Origin of the sequence: Micromonospora sp. NPDC127501 (assembly GCF_040302185.1) — a bacterium.
Classification (GTDB): Bacteria; Actinomycetota; Actinomycetes; order Mycobacteriales; family Micromonosporaceae; genus Micromonospora.
In genome coordinates this window covers 47511-72326 of the sequence record NZ_JBEORJ010000010.1, presented here as the reverse complement: position 1 = coordinate 72326, position 24816 = coordinate 47511, and the positions used below count along the sequence as shown (strand labels likewise).

The following is a 24816-nucleotide window of genomic DNA, read 5'->3' as shown; positions in this document are numbered from 1 at the left end:
TAACCGGTGAAGGGGACGGTTACAGAAGCACGCCGCTGCCGCTGCGAACGAAATTCTTCAATCCCTGCCGGCGGGTGTCAACGGTTCACGGCCGGTAGCGGTAACCCATTCCCGGCTCGGTGATGAGGTGGCGGGGGCGGGCCGGGTCGTCCTCCAGCTTGCGCCGCAGCTGGGCCAGGTACTGCCGCAGGTAGTTGGTCTCGTTCTGGTATTCCGGCCCCCACACGTCCTGGAGGAGCTGACGTTGACTGACCAGCTTGCCGGGGTGACGCAGCAGCTTCTCCAGCACACTCCACTGGATGGGGGTCAGCTTGACCTCGGTGCCGTCGTCCCGCAGCACGCTGTGGTCGGCCAGGTCGACGGTGTGCTGGCCGATCCGCAGGGCCGGCACCGCGTCGCTGGGCGCGCCGAGGCGGCGGGTCACCGCGCGGATGCGGGCCAGCAGCTCCTCCACCCCGAACGGCTTGGTGACGTAGTCGTCCGCGCCCGCGTCGAGCGCCGCGACCTTGTCCTCGCTGCCGGCCCTGCCGGAGAGCACGATGATCGGCACTGTCGTCCAGCCGCGCAGACCCCGGATCACCTCCACGCCGTCGATGTCGGGCAGGCCGAGGTCCAGCACCACCAGGTCGGGCGGGTGACTGGCGGCGGCTTTCAACGCGGCGGCCCCGGTGCCGGCGACGTCCACGTCGTACCGGCGGGCGCGCAGGTTGATCCGCAGGGCACGCAGGATCTGCGGTTCGTCATCGACGACCAGGATGCGCGTCATTCCTGCGGCCCCTCCGAGGTGGTCGGCGCGGCCGGCAACCGCAGCACCATGGTGAGCCCACCGCCGGGGGTGGTCTCCGGGGTGATGCTGCCACCCATCGCCTCGGCCAACCCCCGGGACAGGGCAAGACCGAGACCGACGCCGGTCTGGTTGTCCCGGTCACCGAGGCGTTGGAACGGCAGGAAGACGTGCTCCCACTGGTCCTCCGGGATGCCCGGCCCCCGGTCGATCACCCGCAGCTCGACCTGACCGGCGTGGGCACTCGCGGTGATCACGGGCGGCTGACCGGGCGGGCTGTACCGCAGCGCGTTGGCGACGATGTTGACCAGCACCCGTTCCAGCAGGCCCGGGTCGGCTGTGGCGGCCGGCAGGTCGGCCGGGATGTCCGTGCCGACCGTCGCGGCCGCCGGGCCCAGTTCGTCAAGCGCCAGGGGTACGGCGTCCTCCAGGCCGATCGCGGTCGCCGAGATGCCCAGCACGCCCGCCTGGAGCCGGCTCATGTCCAGCAGGTTGCCGACCAGCCGGGCGAGGCGGTCCAGCGACTCCTCGGCGGTCTCCAACAGCTCCTCGCGGTCGGACTCGTCGAACTCGATGTCGTGGCTGCGCAGGCTGGTCACGGCCGCCTTCGCGGACGCCAGTGGGGTACGCAGGTCGTGGCTGACCGCCGCGAGCAGCGCGGTGCGCATCCGGTCCGCGGCGGCCAGCGGCCGGGCGGTGGCCGCCTCCTCGGCGAGCCGTTCCTGGCGCAGCGCGACGGCTGCCTGGGCGGCGAACGCCTCGACGATGCGCCGGTCGGCGGCCTCCAACCGTCGGCCGCTGAGCACTACGGTGATCCGCTCGTCGACCGGTACCGCCGTCTCACCGCCGTCGGGCGTGCAGGCCGGCTGCTCGCCGACGCTGGCCACCACGCACCAGGCGTGCTCCTCGCGGGCCCGCTCCGGACGCCCACCCGCCTCCTCGGCCAGCTCCAGCACGCTCACCGCGCGCAGCCCGAAGGTCTCCCGGAGCTGGTCCAACAGGGCCGGTAGCGGGCGTTCGCCGCGCAGCACCCCACCGGCGACGGCGGCGAGGGTCTGCGCGTCGGCGGCGGCCCGCGCGGCCTCCCGGGTACGCCGGGCGGCCACGTCGACGATCCAGCTCACCGCCAACGCCACTCCGACGAAGACGGCCAGGGCGAGCAGGTTGTCCGCCTCGGCGATGGTCAGCGTGCGGAAGGGCGGCGTGAAGAACCAGTTGAGCAGCAGCGAGCCGCCGAGCGCGGCCACCAGGGCCGGCCACACCCCGCCGACCAGCGCGACCCCGACCACCCCGGCGAGGAACAGCAGGATGTCGTTGGTCAACGTCAGGTCGGGCAGGGTCTTCAGCAGCACTGTGAGCAGCGGCATGCCCAGCACCGCCAGGCCGAAGCCGAGCAGCCGGCGGCGTCGGGACAGCGCCGCCGGAACGGCCGCCGCCCGGCGGCCCTTGCCGGCCTGCTTGTGGGTGACCAGGTGCACGTCGATCGAGCCGGACAGCGCGGTGGTGGTCACCCCGACCCCCCTGGCGAAGATCTGCGCGAGGCGACCACGCCGGCTGGCCCCCAGCACCAGTTGGGTGGCGTTCACGCCCTGGGCGAAGTCCAGCAGCGCGGCCGGCACGTCGGTGCCGAGCACCTGGTGGTACGTGCCGCCCAGGCTCTCCACCAGCACGCGTTGCCGGGCCAACTGGGCCGGGTCCGCCCCGGCCAGACCGTCGCTGCGGGCCACGTGCACGGCGAGCAGGTCGGCACCCTTGCTGCGGGCCGCGACCCGGGCCGCCCGACGGATCAGCGTCTCACCCTCCGGGCCACCGGTCAGCGCGACCACGACCCGTTCCCGGGCCTCCCAGGTGGCAGCGATCCCCTGCTGGCTGCGGTAGCGGTCGAGTTGCTCGTCGACCTTGTCGGCCAGCCAGAGCAGCGCCAACTCGCGCAGCGCGGTGAGGTTGCCGACCCGGAAGTAGTTGCCCAACGCGGCGTCGATCTTGTCGGGCCGGTAGATGTTGCCGTGCGCCATCCGCCGACGCAGCGCCTCCGGGGTCATGTCGACCAGCTCGACCTGCTCGGCGGCGCGGACGATCTCGTCCGGCACGGTCTCCCGCTGGGTGGTGCCGGTGATCTGCGCGACGACGTCGTTGACCGACTCCAGGTGCTGCACGTTGACCGTGGACAGCACGTCGATCCCCGCGTCGAGCAACTCCTGGACGTCCTGCCAGCGCTTGGCGTGTCGGGAACCGGGCACGTTGCTGTGCGCCAGCTCGTCGACCACCGCGATCTGTGGCCGGCGGGCCAGCACCGCGTCCAGGTCCATCTCGGTGAACGCCGCGCCCCGGTAGTCCATGGTCCGGCGGGGCACCTGCTCCAGGTCGCCGAGCATCGCGGCGGTGTGTTGGCGGCCGTGGGTCTCCACGAAACCGATCACCACGTCGGTGCCGCGCGCGGCCCGCCGCTGGGCCTCCTCCAACATGGCGTACGTCTTGCCGACGCCGGGGGCGGCCCCGAGATAGATGCGCAGTTCTCCGCGTGGCACGGGGACCATCCTCCCTGGTCAGATCGGCGGGCGGGGCCGTGCCGGTCGGCACGGCCCCGCCCGCGGGGTGCTCAGCGTGCGGCGAACTGCTTGTCGAGGGCGAGGTTGAGCTCCAGCACGTTGACCCCGGGCTCACCCATGAAGCCGAGCCCTCGCCCGCCGGTGTGCTCCTCGACCAGCTTGCGGACCGCCGCCGGGTCCGCGCCGCGCTCCCGCGCGACCCGGTTCACCTGCAACTCCGCGTACGCCGGGCTGATCTGCGGGTCGAGGCCGCTGGCGCTGGCGGTGACCGCGTCGGCGGGCACCGCCGGCTCGGCGGGAGCGTCGCCCCGGATCGGGGTGACCACCCCACCGGCGGCCACGTAGTCCTCGCCGGGCTGGGCCGGCTCCACCGTCACCCCCTGGTACTCGGTGACGAACGGAGTCGCCGGGGCGGCCTGGTTGACGCTGACCACCCGGGTGACCGGGCCGGTCAGACCGTCGGCGCGGAAGACCGCGAGCACGGCACCCACCCCGTCGTCGGTGCAGTACGGGCGCCGGCCGTCGACGCCGTTGAGCTCGCCGACGGCCTTACTGCGCCCGCAGACCTGGGTGAGCAGGCTCTCGCTGGATTCCTCCGGGTCGGTGGCGATGGTGTCGACCACGCTCTCCGGGCCCAGGTTGCTGGCCGAGGTGGCCGTCGGGTCGTAGCCGTCACCGGCGGCGGAGGGGCGGGACTGGAAGTACCGGGCGACGGGGTTGCCGTCCGCGTCGGTGAAGGACTGACCGATCAGCGCACTGCCGACAGTCGTCCCGCCCGAGGAGATCAGCGAGCCGTCGCTCTTGTGGTTGAGGCCGGGCAGCTGACCGACCGCTACCAGAGCCAGCGGGTAGACCAGGCCGAGCAGCACGGTGAAGACGAGTACGGCGCGCAGCGCGGCGAGGTGTTGGGCGATCCAGGTGGGTAGGCGCATCACGAAATCCCCGGGATGAACTGGATGAGCAGGTCGATGAGCTTGATCCCGATGAACGGCACGATGATGCCGCCCAGCCCGTAGACCAGCAGGTTGCGGCTGAGCAGCTTCGACGCGGCGGCCGGCCGGTACCGCACGCCCCGCAGGGCGAGCGGGATCAGCGCGATGATCACCAGGGCGTTGAAGATGACGGCGGAGAGGATCGCCGACTCCGGGCTGGACAGCCGCATGACGTTCAGCGCGTCCAGGCTCGGGTAGAGGCCGGCGAACATGGCCGGGATGATCGCGAAGTACTTCGCGATGTCGTTGGCGATGCTGAAGGTGGTCAGCGCGCCACGGGTGATCAGCAACTGCTTGCCGATCTCCACGATCTCGATCAGCTTGGTCGGGTCGGAGTCGAGGTCGACCATGTTGCCGGCCTCCTTGGCGGCCGACGTGCCGGTGTTCATCGCCACCCCGACGTCGGCCTGCGCGAGCGCCGGCGCGTCGTTGGTGCCGTCACCGGTCATCGCGACCAGCCGGCCACCCTCCTGCTCCCGCTTGATGAGCGCGAGCTTGTCCTCCGGCGTCGCCTCGGCCAGGAAGTCGTCCACCCCGGCCTCGTCGGCGATCGCCTTCGCGGTCCGCGGGTTGTCACCGGTGATCATCACGGTTCGGATGCCCATCCGGCGCATCTCGTCGAACCGCTCCCGCATGCCGGACTTGACCACGTCCTTGAGGTGGATGACGCCCAACGCTCGGGCGGGCGCACCGTCGACGTGCTCGGCGACCACCAGCGGGGTGCCGCCGGTGCCGCTGATCGCGTCCACGATCTCGCCGACCTGCTCGGTCGGGTGGCCGCCGTTCTCCCGTACCCACTTCATCACCGCGGCGGCGGCGCCCTTGCGGACCCGACGGGCCGTGCCCACCGCGCCGGCGTCCACGCTGGCGTCCGGGGTCAGGTCGACGCCGCTCATCCGGGTCTGCGCGGTGAACGGTACGAACGTGGCGTGCGGCATCACGCCGGGCTCGCGCTCGCGCAGCCCGAACTCGTTCTTGGCCAGGACGACCACCGAGCGCCCCTCCGGGGTCTCGTCGGCCAGGCTGGACAGCTGCGCGGCGTCGGCCAGCGCCGCGGGGTCGACTCCCTCGACCGGTACGAACTCGGCGGCCTGCCGGTTGCCCAGCGTGATGGTGCCGGTCTTGTCCAGCAGCAGGGTGTTGACGTCGCCGGCCGCCTCGACGGCCCGGCCGCTCATGGCCAGGACGTTGCGCTGCACCAGCCGGTCCATGCCGGCGATGCCGATGGCGGAGAGCAGCGCGCCGATGGTGGTGGGGATCAGGCAGACCAGCAGCGAGATCAGCACCACGCCGGTGACACCGGAGTCGGTGATCGCCCCGCTGTTCGGTGCGGCCGCCTGGTACGCCTTGGAGAAGATGGCCAGCGGCTGGAGGGTGACCACGGCCAGCAGGAAGATGACAGTGAGCGCGGCGAGCAGGATGTTCAGCGCGATCTCGTTCGGCGTCTTCTGCCGATTGGCCCCCTCGACCAGGGCGATCATCCGGTCGATGAAGCTCTCCCCCGGCTTCTGGGTGATCTTCACGATGATCTGGTCGGAGAGCACCTTGGTGCCGCCGGTGACCGCGCTGCGGTCCCCGCCGGACTCCCGGATCACCGGGGCCGACTCGCCGGTGATGGCCGACTCGTCGACGCTGGCGATGCCCTCGACGATGTCGCCGTCGCCGGGGATGATGCCGCCGGCCTCGACGAGCACGACGTCGCCCTGACGCAGGTCCGGCGCCGGCACCGCCTCATCGCGGTAGGTGTTGGCCCGCGCGCCCGGCTTCCAGTCGATCAGCCGGGTGGCGATGGTGTCCTTCTTTGCCTGCCGCAGGGTCGCGGCCTGGGCCTTGCCCCGGCCTTCGGCGACCGCTTCGGCCAGGTTGGCGAAGACCACTGTCAGCCAGAGCCAGATGGTGATCGCCCAGGCGAACACCGACGGGTCGATCACCGCCAGGACGGTGGTGAAGGCCGCACCGACCTCCACGATCAGCATCACCGGGTTGCGCCACAGCGTGCTGGGGTTGAGCTTGCGTACCGCGTCCGGCAGGGACCGGATCAACTGCTTGGGGTCGAGCAGGCCCCCGCCGATCCGGTTGCCCTGGGTGGCGGGCGTGCCGGGGAGTTGCTCTGTTGGGGCGGACGTGACGGACATGTCCTCGTTCCTCATGATGGTCAGAGCCCCTCTGCCAGCGGACCGAGCGCGAGCGCGGGCAGGAAGGTCAGCGCGACGAGGACCACGGTGACGCCGACGACCATGCCGATGAACAGCGGTCGGTGGGTCGGCAGGGTGCCCTCGGACGCGGGGGTGGGTGCCTGGCGGGCCAGCGAGCCGGCCAACGCGAGCACGAAGATCAGCGGCAGGAACCGGCCCAGCAGCATGCACAACCCGAGCGCGGTGTCCCACCAGGTGGTGTTGACGGTGATGCCGCCGAAGGCCGAGCCGTTGTTGTTGCTGGCCGAGGTGAACGCGTACAGCACCTCGGAGAGGCCGTGCGGGCCGACGTTGAGCGCGGTGGAGTTGTTGCCGGTGGCGAACGCCGTCGCCGTACCGACGAGCACCAGGATCGGCGTGATCAGGAAGTAGAGCGAGGCGAACTTGATCTCGCGCGACCCGATCTTCTTGCCCAGGTACTCGGGAGTGCGGCCCACCATCAGCCCGGCCACGAAGACCGTGATCACCGCGAGGATGAGCAGGCCGTACAGCCCCGAACCGGTGCCGCCCGGCGCCACCTCGCCGAGCATCATGTTGACCATCGTCATCATGCCGCCGAGCGAGGTGAACGAATCGTGGAACGAGTTCACCGCACCGGTCGAGGTGAGCGTGGTGGCGGCGGCGAAGGTGGCCGAGTTCGACACGTCGAACCGCACCTCCTTGCCCTCCATCGCCGCGCCGACCGCCTGCGGCACCGTGCCGTGGCCGGCCAGCTCGAAGATGTTGGTGATGGCGACGCTGAGGAACGCGAGGATGCCCATCACCGCGGCGATGGCGTAGCCCTGCCGGTTCTGCCCGACCATCCGACCGAAGACCCGGGGCAGGCTGAACGGGATGAGGAAGATCAGAAAGATCTCCAGCCAGTTCGTCCAGGTGGTGGGGTTCTCGAACGGGTGCGCGCTGTTGACGTTGTAGAAGCCGCCACCGTTGGTGCCCAGCTCCTTGATCACTTCCTGGCTGGCGACCGGACCACCGGTGATGGTCTGGGTGCCGCCGGTCAGCGTGCTCACGTCGGTGCCGGCGGACAGGTTCTGCACCGCCCCGCCGATCATCAGCGCGATGGCGCCGAGCACCGCGATCGGCAGCAGGATCCGCAGCGTGACCCGGGTCAGGTCGACCCAGAAGTTGCCGAGCTGCCCGGTGCGGCTGCGGGCGAAGCCGCGTACCAGCGCGACCGCCACCGCGATGCCGACCGCCGCCGAGACGAAATTCTGCACGGCCAGGCCGGCCATCTGCACCAGGTGGCCCATCGTCGACTCACCCGAGTACGACTGCCAGTTCGTGTTGGTCACGAACGACACGGCCGTGTTCCACGCGCCGTGCGGCACCACCGGGTCGAAGCCCAGCGACAGCCACAGGTGGTTCTGCACCCGTTGGAACAGGTACAGGAACAGGATCGAGACCGCGGAGAACGCCAGCACGCTGCGCGCGTACACGCCCCAGGTCTGCTCGGCGGCCGGGTTGACCCCGACCAGTCGGAAGATGCCCCGCTCGACCCGCGACTGCCTGGTGCCGGAGACCGCCCGGAACATGTAGTCGCCGAACGGCTTGTAGACGGCGACCAGGGCCGCCACCAGCGTCAACACGAAGATGACGCCCGCTGTTGTCATGGTCATCAGAAGCGCTCCGGAAACAGCAGGGCGAACACCAGGAACGCGCCCAGGACGACCGCGAGCACCAGACCGACGGCGTTGACAGCGTTCACAGCTTCTCCACCGCCCGGACCACCAGGGCGAGCACTGCGAACAGCACCACCGTCAGGACCACGAACACCACGTCAGACACGCTGACTCCTCAGCCGGAAAGGTTCGTCGCGACCGCCTTCCGGTCGCGCCGGGCAATCAAAGCCCCACCCCCCGCCGGACGGCAGGGGTCATAACGCGACCATGACGGCGGCGAACCTTTTCTTGACGTGGTTTTCACATCGAGGCGCTGATCAGGTGAAATGCGGCACAGTCCCTCGGTGGTCCGCGAGAGGCCACAACCGGTTGCCCGCCCTCTGCTCGGCACCCACGGAGGCGACACTCACGGTCCGTGGCTGGTGCGTCCCCAGGTGCAGAGCAAGGGCAGTGCACGAAAGAACCATGCGCTACCCGGATGGGTGACGCATGGCGCAGCGGAGGCGCAGGGGCGAGGCCGTTCAGGCCGGGCGGCGGGCCACCAGCACGTCTCGCATGATCGACTGGTCCACCCGGTGCCGCAGCGCGCGGTAGGGCTCGGCGTCGACCACGGTCAGGCCGGCGTCGGCCAACGCCGCCGCCGCGTCGTCCCGGCTGGCGACGTGGGTGTTCCAGGAGATCCCGAGCGCACCGCCGGGGCGCAACAACCGGGCCCAGACCGGCGCGGCGTCCGCGAGCAACGCGAGCGGGTCGCGGGCCAACCCCTGCCCAGCGGTACGACTGCCGTGCTGCACGCCGTACGGCGCGTCGGCGACGACCAGGTCCACGGTCTCCGGGCGGAAGAACTCCGCCGAGCGAGCGGTGTCGGCGTTGACCACGTCCAGCAACTGCGTCTGGCCGGCCTTGTGCTCCTCGCGGGTCGGCGCCAACTCGATCCGCACCCGCCGGCCGACCACCTTGCGCTCCCGCCGCACCGGCCCCGACTCCAGCACCCGGTGCTTGACCCTCTTCTGCTTCAGCCAGGTGGTGATGAACGCCCGGTACGCCTCGACGTCCTTCTGGTCGCGCTCGATCCCGGCGGCGTCGAAGCCGTACATCAGCGCCTGGTTGAGGGTGGTGCCCCGACCGCAGAGCGGGTCGAGCACCCGAAACCGGCGGCTGGTCATCTCGGCGGCCCAGTCCGAGGCGAGCAGGGTGACGTTGAGCAGCAGCTTGGTGAACTGCTCATTGGTCTTGCCCGGGTACTTCTGGATGGTGAGCAGATCGTCGTCGTAGCGGTCCAGATGGCTCCACTCGATCGGCCGCAACAGCTCACCGACGATCTCGAACAACGCGTACCCGGCGGAGAGGTTGCCCAGGACGGCCAGGTCACGCTCGGTCAGCCCGTCGCCGGTGAACGTGATGTAGGACGCCCCTCCGACAACCTCGGTGTCCAGCTCGCCGATCCGACCGACCAGCGCCGAGCGGCCGAAGATCTCCAGCTCGGCTCGGGTGAGGTCGACGGCGGCGCGGGCGTACACCCGGTTGGTGGCGGGCAGGATCAGCAGGCCGTAACGCGTCATGATCCGGGGAGTATTTCACAACCGGTCACGGTCGTCGGGAACCGGAGCGCCTGCCGGAGCGACTACCGATACATGGGGTGTGAGCAGTGGCGGGAGGTCCTGTCCGCGCAGCTGGACGGGGAGGAGACCGCCGCCGAACTGACGGCGGTGCAGGGGCACCTGGACGGGTGCGCCGATTGCCGGGCCTGGTTCACGGCGGCGGCCGCGGTGACCCGTCGGGTTCGTACCCGATTGGTGGTTGAGGTGCCCGACCGGACTGCGGCGATCCTTGCCGCCGCCAACGCGGCCCCGGCCCGCCGATCGCGGTGGCGGCGTTCGGACGGACGTGGCCCGCTGGTCGCCGGGTTGCGCGCGGCGTTCGGACGTGGCCCGCTCGTCGCCGGCCTGCGGTCGGCGCTCGGGTTGCTCGGCGCGGTGCAACTGGTGCTCGGCCTGGCCCAGGTGGGCCGGGGCGCGACCGCCGACCACCTGCACCCCACCGGCCAGCACCTGTGGCACGAGTCGGCGGCGTGGAACGTGGCCGTGGGCGCGGGCTTCCTCTTCGTGGCGCTGCGCCGCAGCCCACCCGCCGGGCTGCTGCCGATGCTCAGCGCGTTCGTCGGCACGTTGCTGCTGCTGTCGGTCAACGACCTGGCCACCGGTTCGGTGGGCGGGGAACGGCTGATCAGCCACGGCTTCCTGGTGGTCGGCTACCTGATCACCGTGCTGCTGTCCCGGCCCGGCCTGCGCCCCGGTGGCCCGGCACCACAGCGGCAGCCGGCACCGTCGCGCTGGCGGTTCGGGGCCGACGAGGTGGACCGGCCGCTGCGGGTGGTACGCCCCGAGTCCTATCCAGCGCAGGCGGCCGACCGGTACGCCGCCCCGGCGGCGCATGCCGGTCGATCCACCCGCGCCGGCGAGGCCGACGAACGCCGGGCCGCCTGATCGGCTGAGTCAGTCCACCTGCCGCTGCCGCGCGCGGTGGGCGCGCAGGTTGGTCGGGTGCCCGCAGGCGCGTACGGAGTGCCAGACTCCGCTGTTGTTGCGGGAGCGGTCGTAGAACGCCACTCGGCAGCGGGGGTTGCGGCAGGTCTTGATCCGCCGCCCGACATTGGCGAGCTGCGCCTCGAACAGCGCGGCGAGGACGAGCGAGACCAGCAGATCGGCACCGACCCCGGCCGGGTCGAGGTGGACGGATCCGTCTCGATCGAGCCGGAGCGTGGCACCGGCGGTACGAGATCCGGTCGGAACCCGGTCCACCCGCACGACCGGTTGCCCGGGGTCGGGCGTGGCGTGGAGCCTGGCATCGATCTCGTCCAGCAACTCCTCGCGGAAGATCCGTAGCGTCCGGAGCCCTGCGGCGTCGAGCGTGACGTCGGGCGCCGGGCGCCCGGTGGCCGTCGACCACTGCCCGACGGCCAGCCGTACCCACTCGGTAGCGCTGTCCAGACCGTCCAGGAGGTCCGCCTGCCGTGGCGCGCCGGCCGAGATCGTGTTGAGCAGATCCTGGACGAGCCCGAGGCCGCCCGGAGCAGGGTCGATGCCGTACCTCGCGGTGGCCATCCACGGCCCGGCCACCGCACCTGCCGTGGGTTCGGGCATGGAGGTAGCCATCAGGTCACTTCCCGAGCAGGGCGAGCGCCCCGTACCAGGCCGGGCCCGGATTCACCCAGTCCGGGTAGAGCCGCACCATCTCGTCGAAGAACTCGCGGGCGGTCGACTTCTCGGCCAGCAGCCGCTCCACGTTCAGCAGGTACTTCCGGGTCAGGTGGATGCTTGCCGGATCGTCGGGGCGGTTCCGGTTCTTGTGGCCGGCGACGACCGCGCGGGGCGCGAGCGCCTCGACGCGGTCGAGGGCGTCGAGCCACTGCCGCAGGCCCCCGTCGACCGTCTCCACGATGTACTGGTGAACCCCGTTGTAGACGACGTCGCCGGCGACCACCAGGCCGATCGACGGGACGTGCAGAACGGTGGTCTGATCGGTGTCGGTGTGGCCGGTCTCGACGGGCTGGATGAGATTGCCCTCGAGCAGGAACCCTTCGGCCGGCACGGGCACCGCGTCGACCGGCGACTCCGGGATCAGGCCGGGGAAGACCCGATCGAACAACTCACTCCGCCCGACGGTGGCCTGCTGGTGCATGACCTCGATGGTGCCGGGCGTCGCGTAGGTGACCGCACCGGGGAAGCGTTTGACCAGCTCAGCCGCGCCGAACCAGTGGTCACCATGCCCGTGGGTGGCGTAGATGTACGTCAGCCGCCTGCCCGACCGGGCGATCCAGTCCCCCACCTTCGAGATCTGCTCGTGGGTGAACGGTGGATCCACGAGGAGCGCTTCCTCGGCTCCGTAGACCAACGTGGACGAGACCGGATTCCAGTGGATCCGCGACCCGTCCGGCATGCGCTGGTCACCCGCTCGCACCGGACCGTCCGAGACGAAGACCTCGTAGGACAGGACAGATGTGGTCATGTCTCCTCCTCGGTGGCGCGATCGCCCGCATGTCGCGGGTGGGTACCCGCCGACTACTGAAATAACCATAGGCGCTATGCCTATTTCACTACGATCATCGCGCCCGTGGCCTGCGGCACACCACGGGTCGGACACGCCGAGGACCACCGGCTGGAGGTGAGCCGGCCTGCCACGTGACCAGGGCAGAGCGGCCCGACCCGGGAGCGGGTGCGGGTCCGGGCCGCCTGCTACGCCCTACGCCGGAGGCTCAGCCGCTACGCCGGAGGCTCAGCCGGTTGCGCCGGCCGGGTCGAACCGTCCACGGCGAGGACCTGCGGGATGACCTGTTCGACGATGGTCAGCAGGGTCATGGTGAGCAGCAGGTGCACCTGGGCGCGGGTCAGCGCGCCACGCTGGAGCCATTCGCGGGCGGTCGAGGTGGCCAGACCCCCGTACGCCCGGACCATCCCGCGCAACTCCTCGCGGTGCTCCGCCTCGCCGGCCAGCCCGACGGCGACCAGCATGCGGTCCGCGGCGACCTCCTCGGCCTCGGCGAGCACCCGCTCCACGTCGGCGTCGCCGCCCATCCCCCGGGCGGTGACCGCCGCCAGCCACGAGGTGCTGTGCCGGGAAACCACGTCGAGGAACCAGGTGACGCTGGCGTCGACCCGGCTGCGGAGATCACCCTTGGGCAACCGCTCCAGAGCAACCTCGGGGATGGTCACCATGACCCGGACGACCTCCAGGTAGAGGTCCTTCTTCGCACCGAAGTAGTGGTTGACCAGACCGCGAGCGACACCTGCCTCGCGGGCGACGTCGGTGGTCGACACGTCCGCGTACGGGCGCTCACCGAACAGCCGGACCGCGCAGGCCAGGATCTGCCCACGCCGGGCGTCCGGCTCCAAACGGCGGCGGCGCGGGGCCGTCTCGACACTCATCTGCCCGACCCTATCGACAGCTCACCGGTCGGCCGCCGCTCCTCACCCTGACCACTTGGTCGCTCAGCAGTCGTCAGAGCTGCCACTGGCCTACTCACGCGGCGTCAGCTCGCCAAGATCGTGCTACTTCCAGGATGTAGTGGCATCGCCGAGCAGCCGAGGCCACTGCATCCTGGTTCGAGCACGATCTTGCACCGCCACCTCGTCCAGCATCGGCAGCGACCTCCCACTTCTCGCTCAGCCTGCCTCTTCGCGGACGAGCCGAAAGCCCGCGCCCAGCAGCTGATCACGACTTATTGACATGCCGCCAACAGAGCGCGAGGGTGGTGCACATGCCGACCCCCCCGCCCGACGGCTCCCCCTCACCCTGGCACGAGCCGGAGCACGACGACCTGGCCGAGCTGGCCCGCACCTTCTTCACCAAGGAGGTGTTGCCGCACGCCGACCGCCTTCAGGAGCAGGGCCACCCGGACCGCGAGCACTACCGGCGCGCCGGTGAGCTGGGGCTGCTCGGCCTGTCGGTCCCGGAGGAGTACGGCGGTGGGGGCGGCGCGTTCACCCACGAGGCGGTGCTGCTGCACGAGCAGGCGTACGCCGGGGAGGGCAGCCTCGGCCTGGCCGTCCACAGTGGCATCGTCACGGGCTACCTGGTGGCGTACGGCAGCGAGGAGCAGAAGCGACGCTGGTTGCCCGGCCTGTGCAGCGGTGAGCTGGTCGGCGCCATCGCGATGACCGAGCCGGACGGTGGCTCCGATCTTCAGGCGATGCGCACCCGGGCGGTCCGCGACGGCGACGACTACCTGGTGACCGGCGCGAAGACGTTCATCACCAACGGCGGTCTGGCCGACCTGGTCATCGTGGCCGTGAAGACGGACCCCGAGCAGCGGGCGGCCGGCGTCTCACTGCTGGTCTGCGAGGTGGGCGGCGACCCGGAGGGGTTCCGGCGAGGCCGACTGCTGTCCAAGATCGGCCTGCACGCCAACGACACCGCGGAGTTGTTCTTCGACGAGTTCCGGGTGCCGGCGGCGAACCTGCTCGGTGGCGCCGAAGGGCTGGGCTTCATCCAGCTCATGCAGCAGCTCCCGCAGGAACGGCTGGTCATCGGCGTCGGCGCGGTCGCGGCCATGGAGCGGGCGGTCGCGCTGACTGTCGCGTACGCCAAGGAGCGCACCGCCTTCGGCAAGACCCTGATGGGTCACCAGAACACCCGGATGGTGCTCGCCGAGTGCGCTACCCGCGCCCGGGTCAGCCGCGTCTTCCTGGACGACTGCATCGTCCGACACACGCGCGGCGACCTGGACGTCTCCACCGCGGCGATGGCGAAGTCATGGCTCACCGACGGGCAGTGTGAGGTCGTCGACCGGTGCCTCCAGCTCTTTGGCGGCTACGGCTACACGACGGAGTACCCGATCGCCCGGATGTACGCCGACGCCCGCGTCCAGAAGATCTACGGCGGCACCAACGAGATCATGAAGGAGTTGATCGCCCGTGCTCTCTGAGGCGTACGTCTATGACGCGGTCCGCACCCCGCGCGGACGCGGCCGGGACACCGGCGCGCTGCACGGGGTCAAGCCCATCTCGCTGGTGGTCGGCCTGATCGACGCGTTGCGTGAGCGCAACCCCGGCCTGGACGTCGGCCGGCTGGAGGATCTGCTGCTCGGGATCGTGACCCCGGTCGGCGAGCAGGGCGGCGACCTGGCCCGCGCTGCCGCGCTGTTGGCCGGGCTGCCCGACCAGGTGGGCGGGGTGCAGCTCAACCGGTTCTGCGCCTCCGGGTTGGAGGCGGTCAACTCCGCCGCGGCGCGGATCCGCTCCGGCTGGGAGCATCTGCTGCTGGCCGGCGGGGTCGAGTCGATGTCCCGGGTGCCGATGGGCTCCGACGGCGCGGCCTGGGCCACCGATCCGCAGACCGCGCTGGCCACGTCGTTCGTGCCGCAGGGCGTCAGCGCCGACCTGATCGCCACAGTGGAGGGTTTCACCCGCGACGATGTGGACGGCTACGCGCTGCGGTCGCAGGAGCGGGCCGCCAAGGCGTGGGCCGGCGGATACTTCGCCCGCTCCGTGGTGCCGGTCCGCGACGGCAACGGGCTGGACATCCTCACCGTCGACGAGCACCCGCGCCCGGAGACCACCCGGGAGGCGCTGGCGAAGCTCACCCCGTCCTTCGCCACGATGGGCGAGGCGGCCGGCTTCGACGCTGTCGCGTTGCAGAAGTTCCACTGGCTGGAGGCTATCGAGCACGTCCACCACGCGGGCAACTCGTCCGGCATCGTGGACGGCGCGGCGCTGGTGCTGATCGGTTCGGAGCAGGTTGGTCGGGATCTCGGCCTCACCCCGCGCGCCCGGATCGTCGGCGCGGCGGTCACCGGCGCCGACCCGACGCTGATGCTGACCGGCCCGATCCCGGCCACCCACAAGGCGCTCGCCGTCGCCGGGCTGACCCTCGACGACATCGACCTGTTCGAGATCAACGAGGCGTTCGCCGCGGTGGTGCTCAAGTACGTCCGTGACCTGGGCCTCGACCCGGACCGGGTGAACGTCAACGGCGGCGCGATCGCGCTCGGCCATCCGCTCGGCGCGACCGGGGCGATGCTGCTCGGTACGGCGTTGGACGAGTTGGAGCGTCGCGACCTGCGCCGGGCCGTGGTGACCCTCTGCATCGGCGGCGGCATGGGCGTCGCCACCGTTCTCGAGCGCTGCTGACCCGGAGGACGACCATGACCAACACCATCCGGTACGACCGCGGCGCCGACGGCATCGTCACGCTCACCCTGGACGACCCCACCCAGTCCGCCAACACCATGAACCGGGCGTACGCCGCCTCGATGAGCGCCGCGCTGGACCGGCTGGAGGCCGAGAGCGATCTCGTTGGCGTCATCGTGACCAGCGCGAAGTCGACCTTCTTCGCCGGCGGCGACCTGCCCGAGATGATCCGGGCCACCCGCGCCGACGCGCCCGACCTGGCCGACCTGCTCGGCACCATCAAGCGGGACCTGCGCCGCCTGGAGACGCTGGGCCGACCGGTGGTCGCCGCGGTCAACGGCTCCGCGCTCGGCGGTGGCCTGGAGATCACGCTCGCCTGCCACCACCGGATCGCGCTGGACGTGCCCGGCAGCCGGCTCGGTCTGCCCGAGGTGACACTGGGCCTGCTGCCCGGTGCGGGCGGCGTCACCCGGACCGTACGGATGCTCGGCCTGGCCGGCGCGCTGACCACGGTGCTGCTCACCGGCCGGCGGATGCGCCCGGCCGAGGCGCTGTCCGTCGGGCTGGTCGACGAGGTGGTCGCGACGCCCGCCGAGCTGCTGGAGCGGGCGCGGGCCTGGATCGCGGCGAACCCGCGCCCGGCACAGCCGTGGGACCGACCGGACTATCGGATGCCCGGCGGCACCCCGGCCAGCCGCTCGCTGGCCGCACAACTGCCCGCCTTCCCGGCAACGCTGCGCAAGCAGCTCAAGGGCGCCCGGCTACCCGCGCCCGAGGCGATCCTGGCCGCCGCCGTCGAGGGCGCACAGGTCGACCTGGAGACCGCCCTGACGGTGGAGACCCGGCACCTGATCGGCCTGCTCACCGGGCAGGTCGCCAAGAACATGATCGGTGCGTTCTTCTTCGACCTGAAGGCCGTCAACGGTGGCGCGGCCCGACCGGCCGATGTGGACGCCCCACCGGTACGCCGGGTGGCGGTGCTCGGGGCCGGCATGATGGGCGCGGGCATCGCGTACGCCTGCGCCAGCGCCGGGCTGGACGTCGTGGTCAAGGACGTCACGCCGGAGGCCGCCGGCCGGGCCCGGGGGCACGCCGAGCGGTTGCTGGCCCGGGCGGTACGCAAGGGTCGCACTACCGAGGCGGACGCCCGCGCCGTACTGGACCGGATCACCACCACCGACCAGGTGGACGCCCTCGCTGGATGCGACGCGGTCATCGAGGCGGTCTTCGAGGACCCGGCGCTGAAACAGCAGGTCTTCGCCGAGGTGCTGCCCGTCCTGGCGCCCGACGCGCTGCTCGCCTCCAACACCTCCACGCTGCCGATCACCGGGCTGGCCGCCGGCGTGGACCGGCCGGCGGACTTCATCGGCATGCACTTCTTCTCTCCGGTGGACCGGATGCCGCTGCTGGAGATCGTGGTGGGCGAGCGCACCGGGGACGTGGCCCTGGCCCGGGCGTTCGACCTGGGCCGGCGGATCGGCAAGACCCCGATCGTGGTCAACGACGGCCGGGGTTTCTTCACCAGCCGGGTGATCGGCAAGTTCATCGACGAGGCGGTCGGCATGGTCGCCGAGGGTGTCCCCGCCGCATCGGTGGAGCAGGCCGCCCTTCAGGCCGGCTACCCGACCGGGCCGCTGGCGCTGGCCGACGAGGTAAGTCTCACGCTGATCCAGCGGATTCGTCGCCAGTTCGAGGCGGCCAGCGAGGAGTTCCGCCCGCTGCCGGCGCACCGCCTGGTGGACGAGCTGGTCGACGCGTACGACCGGCCGGGGCGCGCCGCCGGACGAGGTTTCTACTCCTACGACGACGGCACCCGGGGCCGACTGTGGCCCGGCCTCGCCGACCTGACCACCGACGCCGGTCGGGCGGTGCCGTTCACCGACCTCCAGGAGCGTATGCTCTTCGCCGAGGCGCTGGACGCGCTGCGCTGCCTCGACGAGGGGGGGCTGCGGACCGAGACCGACGCCAACATCGGCTCGATCTTCGGCATCGGCTTCCCGGCGTGGACGGGCGGGGTGATCCGCTACGTCCGGCAGTACGCGGGCGGCCCGGCCGGCTTCGCGGCCCGCGCCACCGAATTGGCCGACCGTTACGGCGACCGGTTCACGCCTCCCGCCGACCTGACCGACCGGCTTGCCGCCCGTCGGGCCGAACCGGCTGACGTCGCGTGACGGCGGCGCGCGGCGGTCCGCTGGCCGGGGTGCGGGTCGTCGAACTGGCCAGCCTCGCGCCGGCGCCGTTCGGCTGCATGGTGCTCGCCGACCTCGGCGCGGACGTGGTGCGGGTGGACCGGCCGGGCGCCCCGGGAGCGGGCCGGCTGGCCGCACCGACCAGCGGGCCGTTGCAACGCGGCCGGCGGGTCACCGCGCTGGACCTGAAGTCCCCGGCCGGGGTGGCGGACCTGCTGCGCCTCGCCGAGCGCGCGGACGTGCTGGTCGAGGCGTACCGGCCGGGGGTGGCCGAGCGGCTCGGCTTCGGACCGGAGGTGTGCCGGGCCCGCAACCCCCGGCTGGTGTACGCCCGGATGACCGGCTGGGGTCAGGACGGCCCGCTGGCAGCCCGAGCCGGGCACGACATCGACTACATCGCGGTGGCCGGGGCGTTGGAGCCGCTGGGACGGGCCGGCGAACGCCCGTACGCGCCGATGAACCTGCTCGGCGACTTCGGCGGCGGCGGGATGCTGCTCGCCGTCGGGGTACTGGCCGCGCTGCTGGAGCGGGAGCGCTCCGGCTTCGGCCAGGTGGTCGACGCGGCGATGGTGGACGGCTCGGCGCTGCTCACCTCGTTCCTGCACGGGCTGCTCGGCACCGGCCTGTGGGCGGCCCCGCGCGGGCGCAACATGTTCGACGGCGGGGCGCCGTTCTATGACACGTACGCCACCGCCGACGGTGGATTCATGGCGGTCGGCGCGATGGAACCGGCCTTCTACGCCGTACTGCTCACCGGCCTCGGCCTCGCCGACGACCCGGACCTGCCCGCCCAGTACGACCCGAGCGGCTGGGACGAGCTGCGCCGCCGGTTCACCGAGCGGTTCGCCGAGCGCACCCGGGACGAGTGGACGGCGGTCTTCGCCGACCTGGACGCCTGCGTCGCGCCGGTGCTCGCCCCCGGCGAGGCGCACGCGCACCCGCACAACGCGGCCCGGGGCACGTTCGTCGAGGTGGGCGGCGAGATCCAGCCGGCCCCCGCACCCCGCTTCGACCGCACCCCGGCCGACCAACCAACCCCCGCACCTGACCCGGAGCAGGACGTCCTACCGGTCGAGGACATTCTCACCGCCTGGCGGTGAGCCCGGCGGTCGGCGGCAGCGCCGTTCCACAGGCACTTTCGCGGCACCTGGGACGGCGCCGAACTTCTTGGGGAGTCGATGAGCATGGGTACGGACAGTTGGAAGGGCCACGTGAACGGGATCCTCTACGGAATCCAGTTCGACCGGGTGCTCGACGACTCGGTGGTGACCCGGGTCGTCGACGGGGTGACCGCCGGGCTCTATCCGGGAGACCGGGCCGAGACGCGTGACGCGCTGGACCAGGCGCTGCGCTATTCGGGCCCGCTGAACGACCAGGCGGAGACGCACCACAGCGAGGACGAGATCCGCTCGTTCTTCCGCCGACTCTGCGCCGCACTAGCCACCCCACCTTCGAGCTGATCAAGAGGTTTGCGTCAAGGAACCGCCTTCCGGTGACGCAAACCTCTTGATCAACGGGGATGGGGACGGGGACGGGCGGGGGCGGCGGGAGTGGTACCACGCCGCGAAGAGGGCTGCTGCCAGGAGCAGCTCGGCCAGATCGCCGCCGTAGTACATGAGTTGGGCGGCCGAGCGGAACGCCTCCGGGTCCCGGTCGGTCAGGCCGGGCGGGAGGGTTTCGGCCTGGGCGTACAGGTACTTGGCCAGCACGGCGTGGCCGGCCGACGCGGCCAGTAACGCGCCAACCCGTACCGCCAGTCCGGGGCGACGCGGTGCCGGGTCCGGCCCGGCCAACGACCAGGCGAAGAGGTAGCCAGCGGCCAGGTAGTGCAGGTGCACGGCGTGGTGTAGGGCGGGTTGCCGTTCGGCCGCCGCGTACAGCGGTGTGAGCAGCACCAACGCCAACCCGCCGGTGGTCAACAGCGCGGCGGTGAACGGGTGGGCGAGCAGGTGCAGCGGGCGGGCGCGCAGCAGCCGACCCACCAGCCGGCGCATCGGCGGAGGCGCGACGTGGAGCAACAGCGTCACCGGGGCGCCGAGCACCAGCCCCAGCGGGGCCAGCATGCCGAGCAGCAGGTGCTGCGCCATGTGCCCGCTGGGGTTGTCGGGGAGTTGGGCCAGCGGCCCGACGGCGACCGCCAGCAGGGCGCACCCGACCAGCCAGGAGGCGGTGCGTCGGTGGTCCCAACCCCGCGGGTCGCGTACGGCGGCCAGCACGTAGCCGACCGCCACCACCGCGACCGGGAACAGCGGGAACCAACTCGGCCCGGCCGCACCGTGCCCAGCGTGCGCCAGCGGCCCGGCCACCGTCATCGGGGGCCGGAGTCGGGCCGCCGGGACCGGGCCCACCACAGCACCCCGGCGCCGGCCAACAGCAGCACCGCGCCGGACGCGATCCACAGCACGTCGTACGGCAGCAGGTGTACGCCGTAGCGGATCTGGTGCAGCCGGAGCACCTTGTGGTCGACCACCCCGTCGAAGACCTGGAACCCTCCGGCACCGAGCAGGAAGCCACCCCACGCCAGCCGGTTCGAGAGGACACGTCGTCGACGCAGGTCGGCGAACCAGAAGAACCCGCCGACCAGGATGATCAGCTCGGCGGCGTGCAGCAGTCCGTCGGAGAGCAGCGCCACCGATGGGGTGGACCGGTCGTAGAAGTGGTGCCACGCCAGCAACTGGTGGAAGACGATCTCGTCCACCGCAGCCATGATTGCGATGCCGATCAGGACGCCGACGAGCGTGGAGGAGCGTCGGTCGGCGGCGCGTGCGCTCGGCAGGCTCGAATCGACCACCACACACCTCGCATCCGCCTCGGGTCAGGTCGGAACTACCCCGAACATGCCGAAACATGCCCGGTCAGCGCCGCCGCGGGCATTCGCGTCGGTGATCAACACGGGATCGGTGACAGTGGGGTGTCCCGCCACCCCGGACCCCGACTTCCAAAACCCCTTGTCGATCAAGGTCGGCCCACGTCGATCGCGGCCGAGCCGGCCCCGGGCCATCCCCGTTTCACGACTCCCGCACCACTAGCGGCATGATCATGCAGCCTGAAGGGGCAGCGACAGCCAGATCCCGAGAAGGAGGTGCCCGTGCCGGACGCGGACGAACTCGTCGCCAACGCGCTCGCGGCGGTGCGCGGCACTGACGTACGGCAGGCCGAACGGCAGCTGGACCAACTGATGGTCGGCACCGGCGCCGCGGACGGCACCACGGCGGTGGACGCCGCTCTGCTGCGACGCCTGGTCCGCGGCCTGGGCCGGCTGTGGCCGCGCGGCTGGCAGCCCGTCGACGTGGACCGGATCACCAGTCGACGGCTCGACGCCCGTGCGGCCCGGCTGGTCCGTGCCGCGATGGCCGCCCAGCGGCGCGACCAGGCCGAGCCGGTCCCGGCCTGGTGGGACGACCAGCTACGCGAGTTGGCGGCCACCGAGGCCGACGGCAGCGTGCTGGCCGGCTGGGCCAGCCGGGAGGGTCTGGACCGGGCCGACGCGCTCCGCGCGGCCGTGGACACTCTCGCGCTGGTGGAGAGCCTGCCGCCGATCGCGGTGCTGCGCCCACCGCCGGGCACGAGCGGCGCGGCACTGCCCCGCACGGCGGGCACGGCTCGCAGCGGGTCGCCGATGCTGGATCGGGTGCGGGCGCTGCTGGCGAAGGCCGAGTCGACCACCTTCCCGGCGGAGGCGGAGGCGTTGACGGGGAAGGCCCAGGAGTTGATCGCCCGGCACAGCATCGACGAGGCGCTGCTGGCGGTCGGGTCGGAGCGCGGGGACCTGCCCGGCGGCGTCCGACTGAGCACCGACGCCCCGTACGCGGGCGCGAAGGCGCTGCTGGTGCAGGAGGTGGCGGCGGCGAACCGGTGCGAGGCGGTCTGGTCCGACGATCTGGGCTTCGCCACAGTGCTGGGCTGGCCGGCCGATCTGGTGGCGGTGGAGTTGCTCTACACGTCGCTGCTGGTCCAGGCCACGGCGGCGATGCTGCGTGGGCGCGCCGAACGCCGGCCGGGGTCGGGGCGACGGACGAAGGTCTGGGACGAGTCCTTCCTCAACGCGTTCGCGCTGCGGATCGGCGAGCGGCTGCGCACCGCCACCGAGGCGGCGACCACCGCGGCGGACCAGGCGGCGGCCGAAACGGCCGGGGCGGAACGGCTGTTGCCGGTGCTCGCGGCGCGGGGCGAGGCGGTCCGGGAACGGTTGGACACGCTCTTTCCCGGCGTCACCCGGCACCGGCTCAGCGTGCGGGATGCCGAGGGCTGGTCGTCCGGCACCTCGGCCGCCGACCGGGCTTCGCTGGACGTCGGCGGCGCCCGGAAGCCCCGACAGGTGCCCGGCCGACCCGATCCGCGCTGAACCATCCGGCGTGGGAACGCCCCCGGCGGATGTTTCTGCGATTTTCTTCGGTACGCGGTAGGGATCGGGGGAACGGCTCCGACCCTCCGGTGAGTCGCGCCCGGATCGGGGTGCGACCAGAGCCTGAGGAGCATCGCCGTGAAGTACATGCTGCTGATCTGGAACCGGCCCGGCTTCACCGAGGAGCTGAGCGAGCAGGAGCGCACCGCCCTCTTCGGTGAGGTCGACGAGATCATGAAGGAGCTGACCGAGACCGGCGAGCTGATCGGCGGCCAGGCGTTGGCCAATCCGTCGCAGACGTTGACGGTCCGGCTCGTGGACGGCAGCCCCGAGGTCCTCGACGGCCCGTTCATGGAGAGCAAGGAGCAGTTCGCCGGTTACCTGGCCGTCGACTGCGACAGCCCGCAGCGGGCTGCCGAGATCGCCGCCCGCTGGCCGGACGTCCGGTACGGCGGCGCGATGGAGGTCCGCCCGATCATGGACGAGGCCGGGACGGAGATGTGACCGAGGACCGGACGGTCGAGGATCTGCTGCGCACGTTCGCGCCGCAGGTCCTCGGCCTGCTGGTCCGTCGGCACGGACAGTTCGACAGGTGCGAGGACGCGGTCCAGGAGGCGCTGCTCGCGGCTGCGACGCAGTGGCCCGGGCAGGGCGTACCGAACAATCCGCGCGCCTGGTTGCTCACCGTGGCCACCCGCCGACTCACCGACGAGTGGCGCAGTGAGAGCGCGCGCCGGGACCGCGAGGTGGCGGTGGCGCGGCGCGAGCCGACGTACGCCGGGGTGGCGCCCGCGGCGGACGCGGAGCCCACCGTTCCGGCCGATGACGACACCCTCACGCTGCTGTTCCTCTGCTGCCACCCGGCGCTGCCCGGATCGGCGCAGGTGGCGCTCACCCTGCGGGCGGTCGGCGGTCTCAGCACCGCCCAGATCGCCCGGGCGCACCTGGTGCCCGAGGCGACGATGAGTCAACGGATCCGGCGGGCCAAGCAGCGGATCGAGGCTGCCGGGGCAAGGTTCACCATGCCCGGGCCGGCCGAGCGGGGTGAGCGGCTTACAACGGTGCTGCGGGTGCTCTACCTGATCTTCAACGAGGGCTACACCGCGTCCAGTGGCCCGGACCTGCGCCGGGCCGAGCTGACCGGCGAGGCGATCCGGTTGGCCCGCATCCTGCGCGGGCTGCTGCCCGACGACGGCGAGGTGACCGGGCTGCTGGCACTGATGCTGCTGACCGACGCGCACCGGGCGGCCCGGGTGGGGCCGGACGGGGAGTTGGTGCCGCTGGCGGAGCAGGACCGTTCCCGGTGGGACGCCGCCGCCATCGCGGAGGGGGTCGCCCTGATCACCGAGGCGCTGACCTGGTCGCCTCCCGGCCCGTACCAGCTCCAGGCGGCGATCGCCGCGGTGCACGCCGAGGCGTCGACGGCGGCGGAGACGGACTGGCGGCAGATCGTCGCCCTCTACCGACTGCTGGCCCGGATCGCGCCGAACCCGATGGTCACCCTCAACCAGGCGGTGGCGGTGGCCATGGTCGACGGGCCCCGGGCCGGGCTCGCCCTGCTCACGCCGTTGGACGCCGACGAACGCACGGCCGGGCACCACCGGCTGGCCGCTGTCCGGGCTCACCTGTTGGAGCTGGCCGGGGAGGTCGGTGCGGCGCGGGAGGCGTACCTGATGGCGGCGCGGGGCACCACGAGCCGGCCCGAGCAGCGCTACCTGGAGGGACGGGCGGCCCGGCTGACCGGGCAGGGGTGAGCGACGTCGTCTTGCCGTTTTGGCAACAATCTTTGCGCATCGCCCGGTCACCGGTCACAGTCGTGGCGGACGCGCGAAGGGGGTAGGCACAGATGACCGAGCAGCACGAGTTCGACAAGGACTACTGGGAGCGGCACTGGCACCAGGCGCACCACGACCGTCCCGGCGCGATGAGCACGAGTCCCGCGCACCCGTACCTGGCCCGGGAGATCGGCGCTCTGGTGCCGGGCTCGGCGCTGGACGCCGGGTGCGGCGCGGGCGCCGAGGCGATCTCGCTGGCCGCCCACGGCTGGCAGGTCACCGCCGTCGACATCGCGCCCGTCGCCCTCGCTCGGGCCGCTGAACGCGCGACGGAGAGCGGGGTCTCCGAACGCGTGCGGTGGGTGGAGGCGGACCTCACGGCCTGGGCCCCGGAGACGCGGTTCGACCTGGTCACGACGCACTACGCGCACCCCGCGATGCCGCAGTTGGCCTTCTACGACCGCATCGCCGGCTGGGTTGCCCCCGGCGGCACCCTCCTGATCGTCGGGCATCTGCACACCTCGGAGGCAGGCGAACAGGGGCACGGCCACGGCCACGGCCACGGGCACCACCCGCCCGACGAGGCATCGGTCACCCTCGCGGACATCACCGCCGGCCTGGACAGCAGCACCTGGGAGATCGTCACCGCCGAGGAGCACCGCCGCACGATGCCGGGCCGGGAGGTCCCGCTGTACGACGTGGTCGTACGCGCCACCCGACGCCAGTGAGCACACCGCTGC

General features: G+C 71.9%; 22 protein-coding genes. 10 read left to right on the top strand and 12 right to left on the bottom strand.

Features of this window, described 5'->3' with window-relative positions:
* Window positions 1–85 precede the first annotated feature (85 nt).
* The 7 genes from ABTW72_RS22340 to ABTW72_RS22310 form a co-directional block, all read right to left on the bottom strand.
* Entirely contained in the window at window positions 86–766 is a 681-nt protein-coding gene (locus ABTW72_RS22340; protein WP_112677736.1) for a response regulator, read from the bottom strand.
* Window positions 763–3312: a sensor histidine kinase gene (locus ABTW72_RS22335; protein ID WP_350861501.1), complete on the bottom strand. Its 2550-nt coding sequence runs from the start codon at window positions 3310–3312 to the stop codon at window positions 763–765. Before ABTW72_RS22335 ends, ABTW72_RS22340 begins: the two co-directional genes overlap by 4 nt.
* Before the next feature lie 71 nt (window positions 3313–3383).
* A complete protein-coding gene (locus ABTW72_RS22330; protein ID WP_350861499.1) occupies window positions 3384–4265 on the bottom strand; it encodes a potassium-transporting ATPase subunit C in 882 nt (293 codons plus the stop codon).
* Entirely contained in the window at window positions 4265–6460 is a 2196-nt protein-coding gene (gene kdpB, locus ABTW72_RS22325; protein ID WP_350861497.1) for a potassium-transporting ATPase subunit KdpB, read from the bottom strand. Before kdpB ends, ABTW72_RS22330 begins: the two co-directional genes overlap by 1 nt.
* Before the next feature lie 20 nt (window positions 6461–6480).
* Window positions 6481–8136, bottom strand: a complete 1656-nt coding sequence (gene kdpA, locus ABTW72_RS22320; protein ID WP_350861495.1) for a potassium-transporting ATPase subunit KdpA — start codon at window positions 8134–8136, stop codon at window positions 6481–6483.
* Window positions 8136–8225, bottom strand: a complete 90-nt coding sequence (kdpF, locus tag ABTW72_RS22315) for a K(+)-transporting ATPase subunit F (protein WP_036410889.1) — start codon at window positions 8223–8225, stop codon at window positions 8136–8138. The genes kdpA and kdpF overlap by 1 nt, the downstream gene beginning before the upstream one ends.
* A gap of 435 nt (window positions 8226–8660) precedes the next feature.
* Window positions 8661–9701: a TRM11 family SAM-dependent methyltransferase gene (locus ABTW72_RS22310; RefSeq protein WP_350861493.1), complete on the bottom strand. Its 1041-nt coding sequence runs from the start codon at window positions 9699–9701 to the stop codon at window positions 8661–8663.
* 72 nt (window positions 9702–9773) lie between these two features.
* On the opposite strand from ABTW72_RS22310, the gene ABTW72_RS22305 reads away from it, so the two are divergent.
* Window positions 9774–10625, top strand: a complete 852-nt coding sequence (locus ABTW72_RS22305) for a zf-HC2 domain-containing protein (RefSeq protein WP_350861491.1) — start codon at window positions 9774–9776, stop codon at window positions 10623–10625.
* Between the two features lie 9 nt (window positions 10626–10634).
* Here ABTW72_RS22305 and ABTW72_RS22300 read toward each other — a convergent pair whose 3' ends face one another.
* From ABTW72_RS22300 to ABTW72_RS22290, 3 genes are all read right to left on the bottom strand, one after another.
* Window positions 10635–11294, bottom strand: coding sequence for a CGNR zinc finger domain-containing protein (locus tag ABTW72_RS22300; protein ID WP_350861489.1), 660 nt, complete (start codon window positions 11292–11294; stop codon window positions 10635–10637).
* Between the two features lie 4 nt (window positions 11295–11298).
* Window positions 11299–12147 carry an MBL fold metallo-hydrolase gene (locus tag ABTW72_RS22295; protein ID WP_350861487.1) on the bottom strand — a complete coding sequence of 283 codons (849 nt, stop codon included), beginning with the start codon at window positions 12145–12147 and terminating at the stop codon, window positions 11299–11301.
* Window positions 12148–12401: 254 nt separating this feature from the next.
* Window positions 12402–13064 carry a TetR/AcrR family transcriptional regulator gene (locus ABTW72_RS22290; protein ID WP_350861485.1) on the bottom strand — a complete coding sequence of 221 codons (663 nt, stop codon included), beginning with the start codon at window positions 13062–13064 and terminating at the stop codon, window positions 12402–12404.
* Between the two features lie 332 nt (window positions 13065–13396).
* Here ABTW72_RS22290 and ABTW72_RS22285 point away from each other — a divergent pair, with 332 nt between their 5' ends.
* From ABTW72_RS22285 to ABTW72_RS22265, 5 genes are all read left to right on the top strand, one after another.
* On the top strand, window positions 13397–14563 hold the full coding sequence (locus ABTW72_RS22285; protein ID WP_350861483.1) for an acyl-CoA dehydrogenase family protein: 1167 nt from the start codon (window positions 13397–13399) through the stop codon (window positions 14561–14563).
* Window positions 14553–15767 carry an acetyl-CoA C-acetyltransferase gene (locus tag ABTW72_RS22280; RefSeq protein WP_350861481.1) on the top strand — a complete coding sequence of 405 codons (1215 nt, stop codon included), beginning with the start codon at window positions 14553–14555 and terminating at the stop codon, window positions 15765–15767. Before ABTW72_RS22285 ends, ABTW72_RS22280 begins: the two co-directional genes overlap by 11 nt.
* 14 nt (window positions 15768–15781) lie before the next feature.
* A complete protein-coding gene (locus ABTW72_RS22275) occupies window positions 15782–17938 on the top strand; it encodes a 3-hydroxyacyl-CoA dehydrogenase NAD-binding domain-containing protein (protein WP_350861479.1) in 2157 nt (718 codons plus the stop codon).
* Window positions 17935–19056 carry a CaiB/BaiF CoA transferase family protein gene (locus ABTW72_RS22270; protein WP_350861477.1) on the top strand — a complete coding sequence of 374 codons (1122 nt, stop codon included), beginning with the start codon at window positions 17935–17937 and terminating at the stop codon, window positions 19054–19056. Before ABTW72_RS22275 ends, ABTW72_RS22270 begins: the two co-directional genes overlap by 4 nt.
* Window positions 19057–19140: 84 nt before the next feature.
* A complete protein-coding gene (locus tag ABTW72_RS22265; RefSeq protein WP_350861475.1) occupies window positions 19141–19416 on the top strand; it encodes a hypothetical protein in 276 nt (91 codons plus the stop codon).
* On the opposite strand, the gene ABTW72_RS22260 is transcribed toward ABTW72_RS22265, so the two are convergent.
* Both ABTW72_RS22260 and ABTW72_RS22255 read right to left on the bottom strand, forming a co-directional pair.
* The gene (locus ABTW72_RS22260; RefSeq protein WP_350861473.1) at window positions 19417–20304 is read right to left on the bottom strand and encodes a cytochrome c oxidase assembly protein; all 888 of its coding nucleotides are present in this window, start codon (window positions 20302–20304) and stop codon (window positions 19417–19419) included.
* Window positions 20265–20747: a DUF2243 domain-containing protein gene (locus ABTW72_RS22255; RefSeq protein WP_350861471.1), complete on the bottom strand. Its 483-nt coding sequence runs from the start codon at window positions 20745–20747 to the stop codon at window positions 20265–20267. Before ABTW72_RS22255 ends, ABTW72_RS22260 begins: the two co-directional genes overlap by 40 nt.
* A gap of 297 nt (window positions 20748–21044) precedes the next feature.
* Here ABTW72_RS22255 and ABTW72_RS22250 point away from each other — a divergent pair, with 297 nt between their 5' ends.
* From ABTW72_RS22250 to ABTW72_RS22235, 4 genes are all read left to right on the top strand, one after another.
* The gene (locus ABTW72_RS22250) at window positions 21045–22301 is read left to right on the top strand and encodes a DUF2786 domain-containing protein (protein ID WP_350861469.1); all 1257 of its coding nucleotides are present in this window, start codon (window positions 21045–21047) and stop codon (window positions 22299–22301) included.
* Window positions 22302–22448: 147 nt separating this feature from the next.
* Entirely contained in the window at window positions 22449–22805 is a 357-nt protein-coding gene (locus ABTW72_RS22245) for a YciI family protein (protein WP_244219096.1), read from the top strand.
* Window positions 22802–24055: an RNA polymerase sigma factor gene (locus ABTW72_RS22240; RefSeq protein ID WP_350861467.1), complete on the top strand. Its 1254-nt coding sequence runs from the start codon at window positions 22802–22804 to the stop codon at window positions 24053–24055. Before ABTW72_RS22245 ends, ABTW72_RS22240 begins: the two co-directional genes overlap by 4 nt.
* 92 nt (window positions 24056–24147) lie before the next feature.
* The gene (locus ABTW72_RS22235) at window positions 24148–24804 is read left to right on the top strand and encodes a class I SAM-dependent methyltransferase (protein ID WP_350861466.1); all 657 of its coding nucleotides are present in this window, start codon (window positions 24148–24150) and stop codon (window positions 24802–24804) included.
* Window positions 24805–24816 lie beyond the last annotated feature (12 nt).

Bases quoted from the DNA above. Each gene is read 5' to 3' on its own strand.
- ABTW72_RS22340 (WP_112677736.1), bottom strand. From the start codon at position 766: ATGACGCGCATCCTGGTCGTCGATGACGAACCGCAGATCCTGCGTGCC.
- ABTW72_RS22330 (WP_350861499.1), bottom strand. From the start codon at position 4,265: ATGCGCCTACCCACCTGGATCGCCCAACACCTCGCCGCGCTGCGCGCC.
- kdpB (WP_350861497.1), bottom strand. From the start codon at position 6,460: ATGTCCGTCACGTCCGCCCCAACAGAGCAACTCCCCGGCACGCCCGCC.
- kdpA (WP_350861495.1), bottom strand. From the start codon at position 8,136: ATGACCATGACAACAGCGGGCGTCATCTTCGTGTTGACGCTGGTGGCG.
- ABTW72_RS22310 (WP_350861493.1), bottom strand. From the start codon at position 9,701: ATGACGCGTTACGGCCTGCTGATCCTGCCCGCCACCAACCGGGTGTAC.
- ABTW72_RS22305 (WP_350861491.1), top strand. From the start codon at position 9,774: ATGGGGTGTGAGCAGTGGCGGGAGGTCCTGTCCGCGCAGCTGGACGGG.
- ABTW72_RS22300 (WP_350861489.1), bottom strand. From the start codon at position 11,294: ATGGCTACCTCCATGCCCGAACCCACGGCAGGTGCGGTGGCCGGGCCG.
- ABTW72_RS22295 (WP_350861487.1), bottom strand. From the start codon at position 12,147: ATGACCACATCTGTCCTGTCCTACGAGGTCTTCGTCTCGGACGGTCCG.
- ABTW72_RS22290 (WP_350861485.1), bottom strand. From the start codon at position 13,064: ATGAGTGTCGAGACGGCCCCGCGCCGCCGCCGTTTGGAGCCGGACGCC.
- ABTW72_RS22285 (WP_350861483.1), top strand. From the start codon at position 13,397: ATGCCGACCCCCCCGCCCGACGGCTCCCCCTCACCCTGGCACGAGCCG.
- ABTW72_RS22275 (WP_350861479.1), top strand. From the start codon at position 15,782: ATGACCAACACCATCCGGTACGACCGCGGCGCCGACGGCATCGTCACG.
- ABTW72_RS22265 (WP_350861475.1), top strand. From the start codon at position 19,141: ATGGGTACGGACAGTTGGAAGGGCCACGTGAACGGGATCCTCTACGGA.
- ABTW72_RS22245 (WP_244219096.1), top strand. From the start codon at position 22,449: ATGCTGCTGATCTGGAACCGGCCCGGCTTCACCGAGGAGCTGAGCGAG.
- ABTW72_RS22235 (WP_350861466.1), top strand. From the start codon at position 24,148: ATGACCGAGCAGCACGAGTTCGACAAGGACTACTGGGAGCGGCACTGG.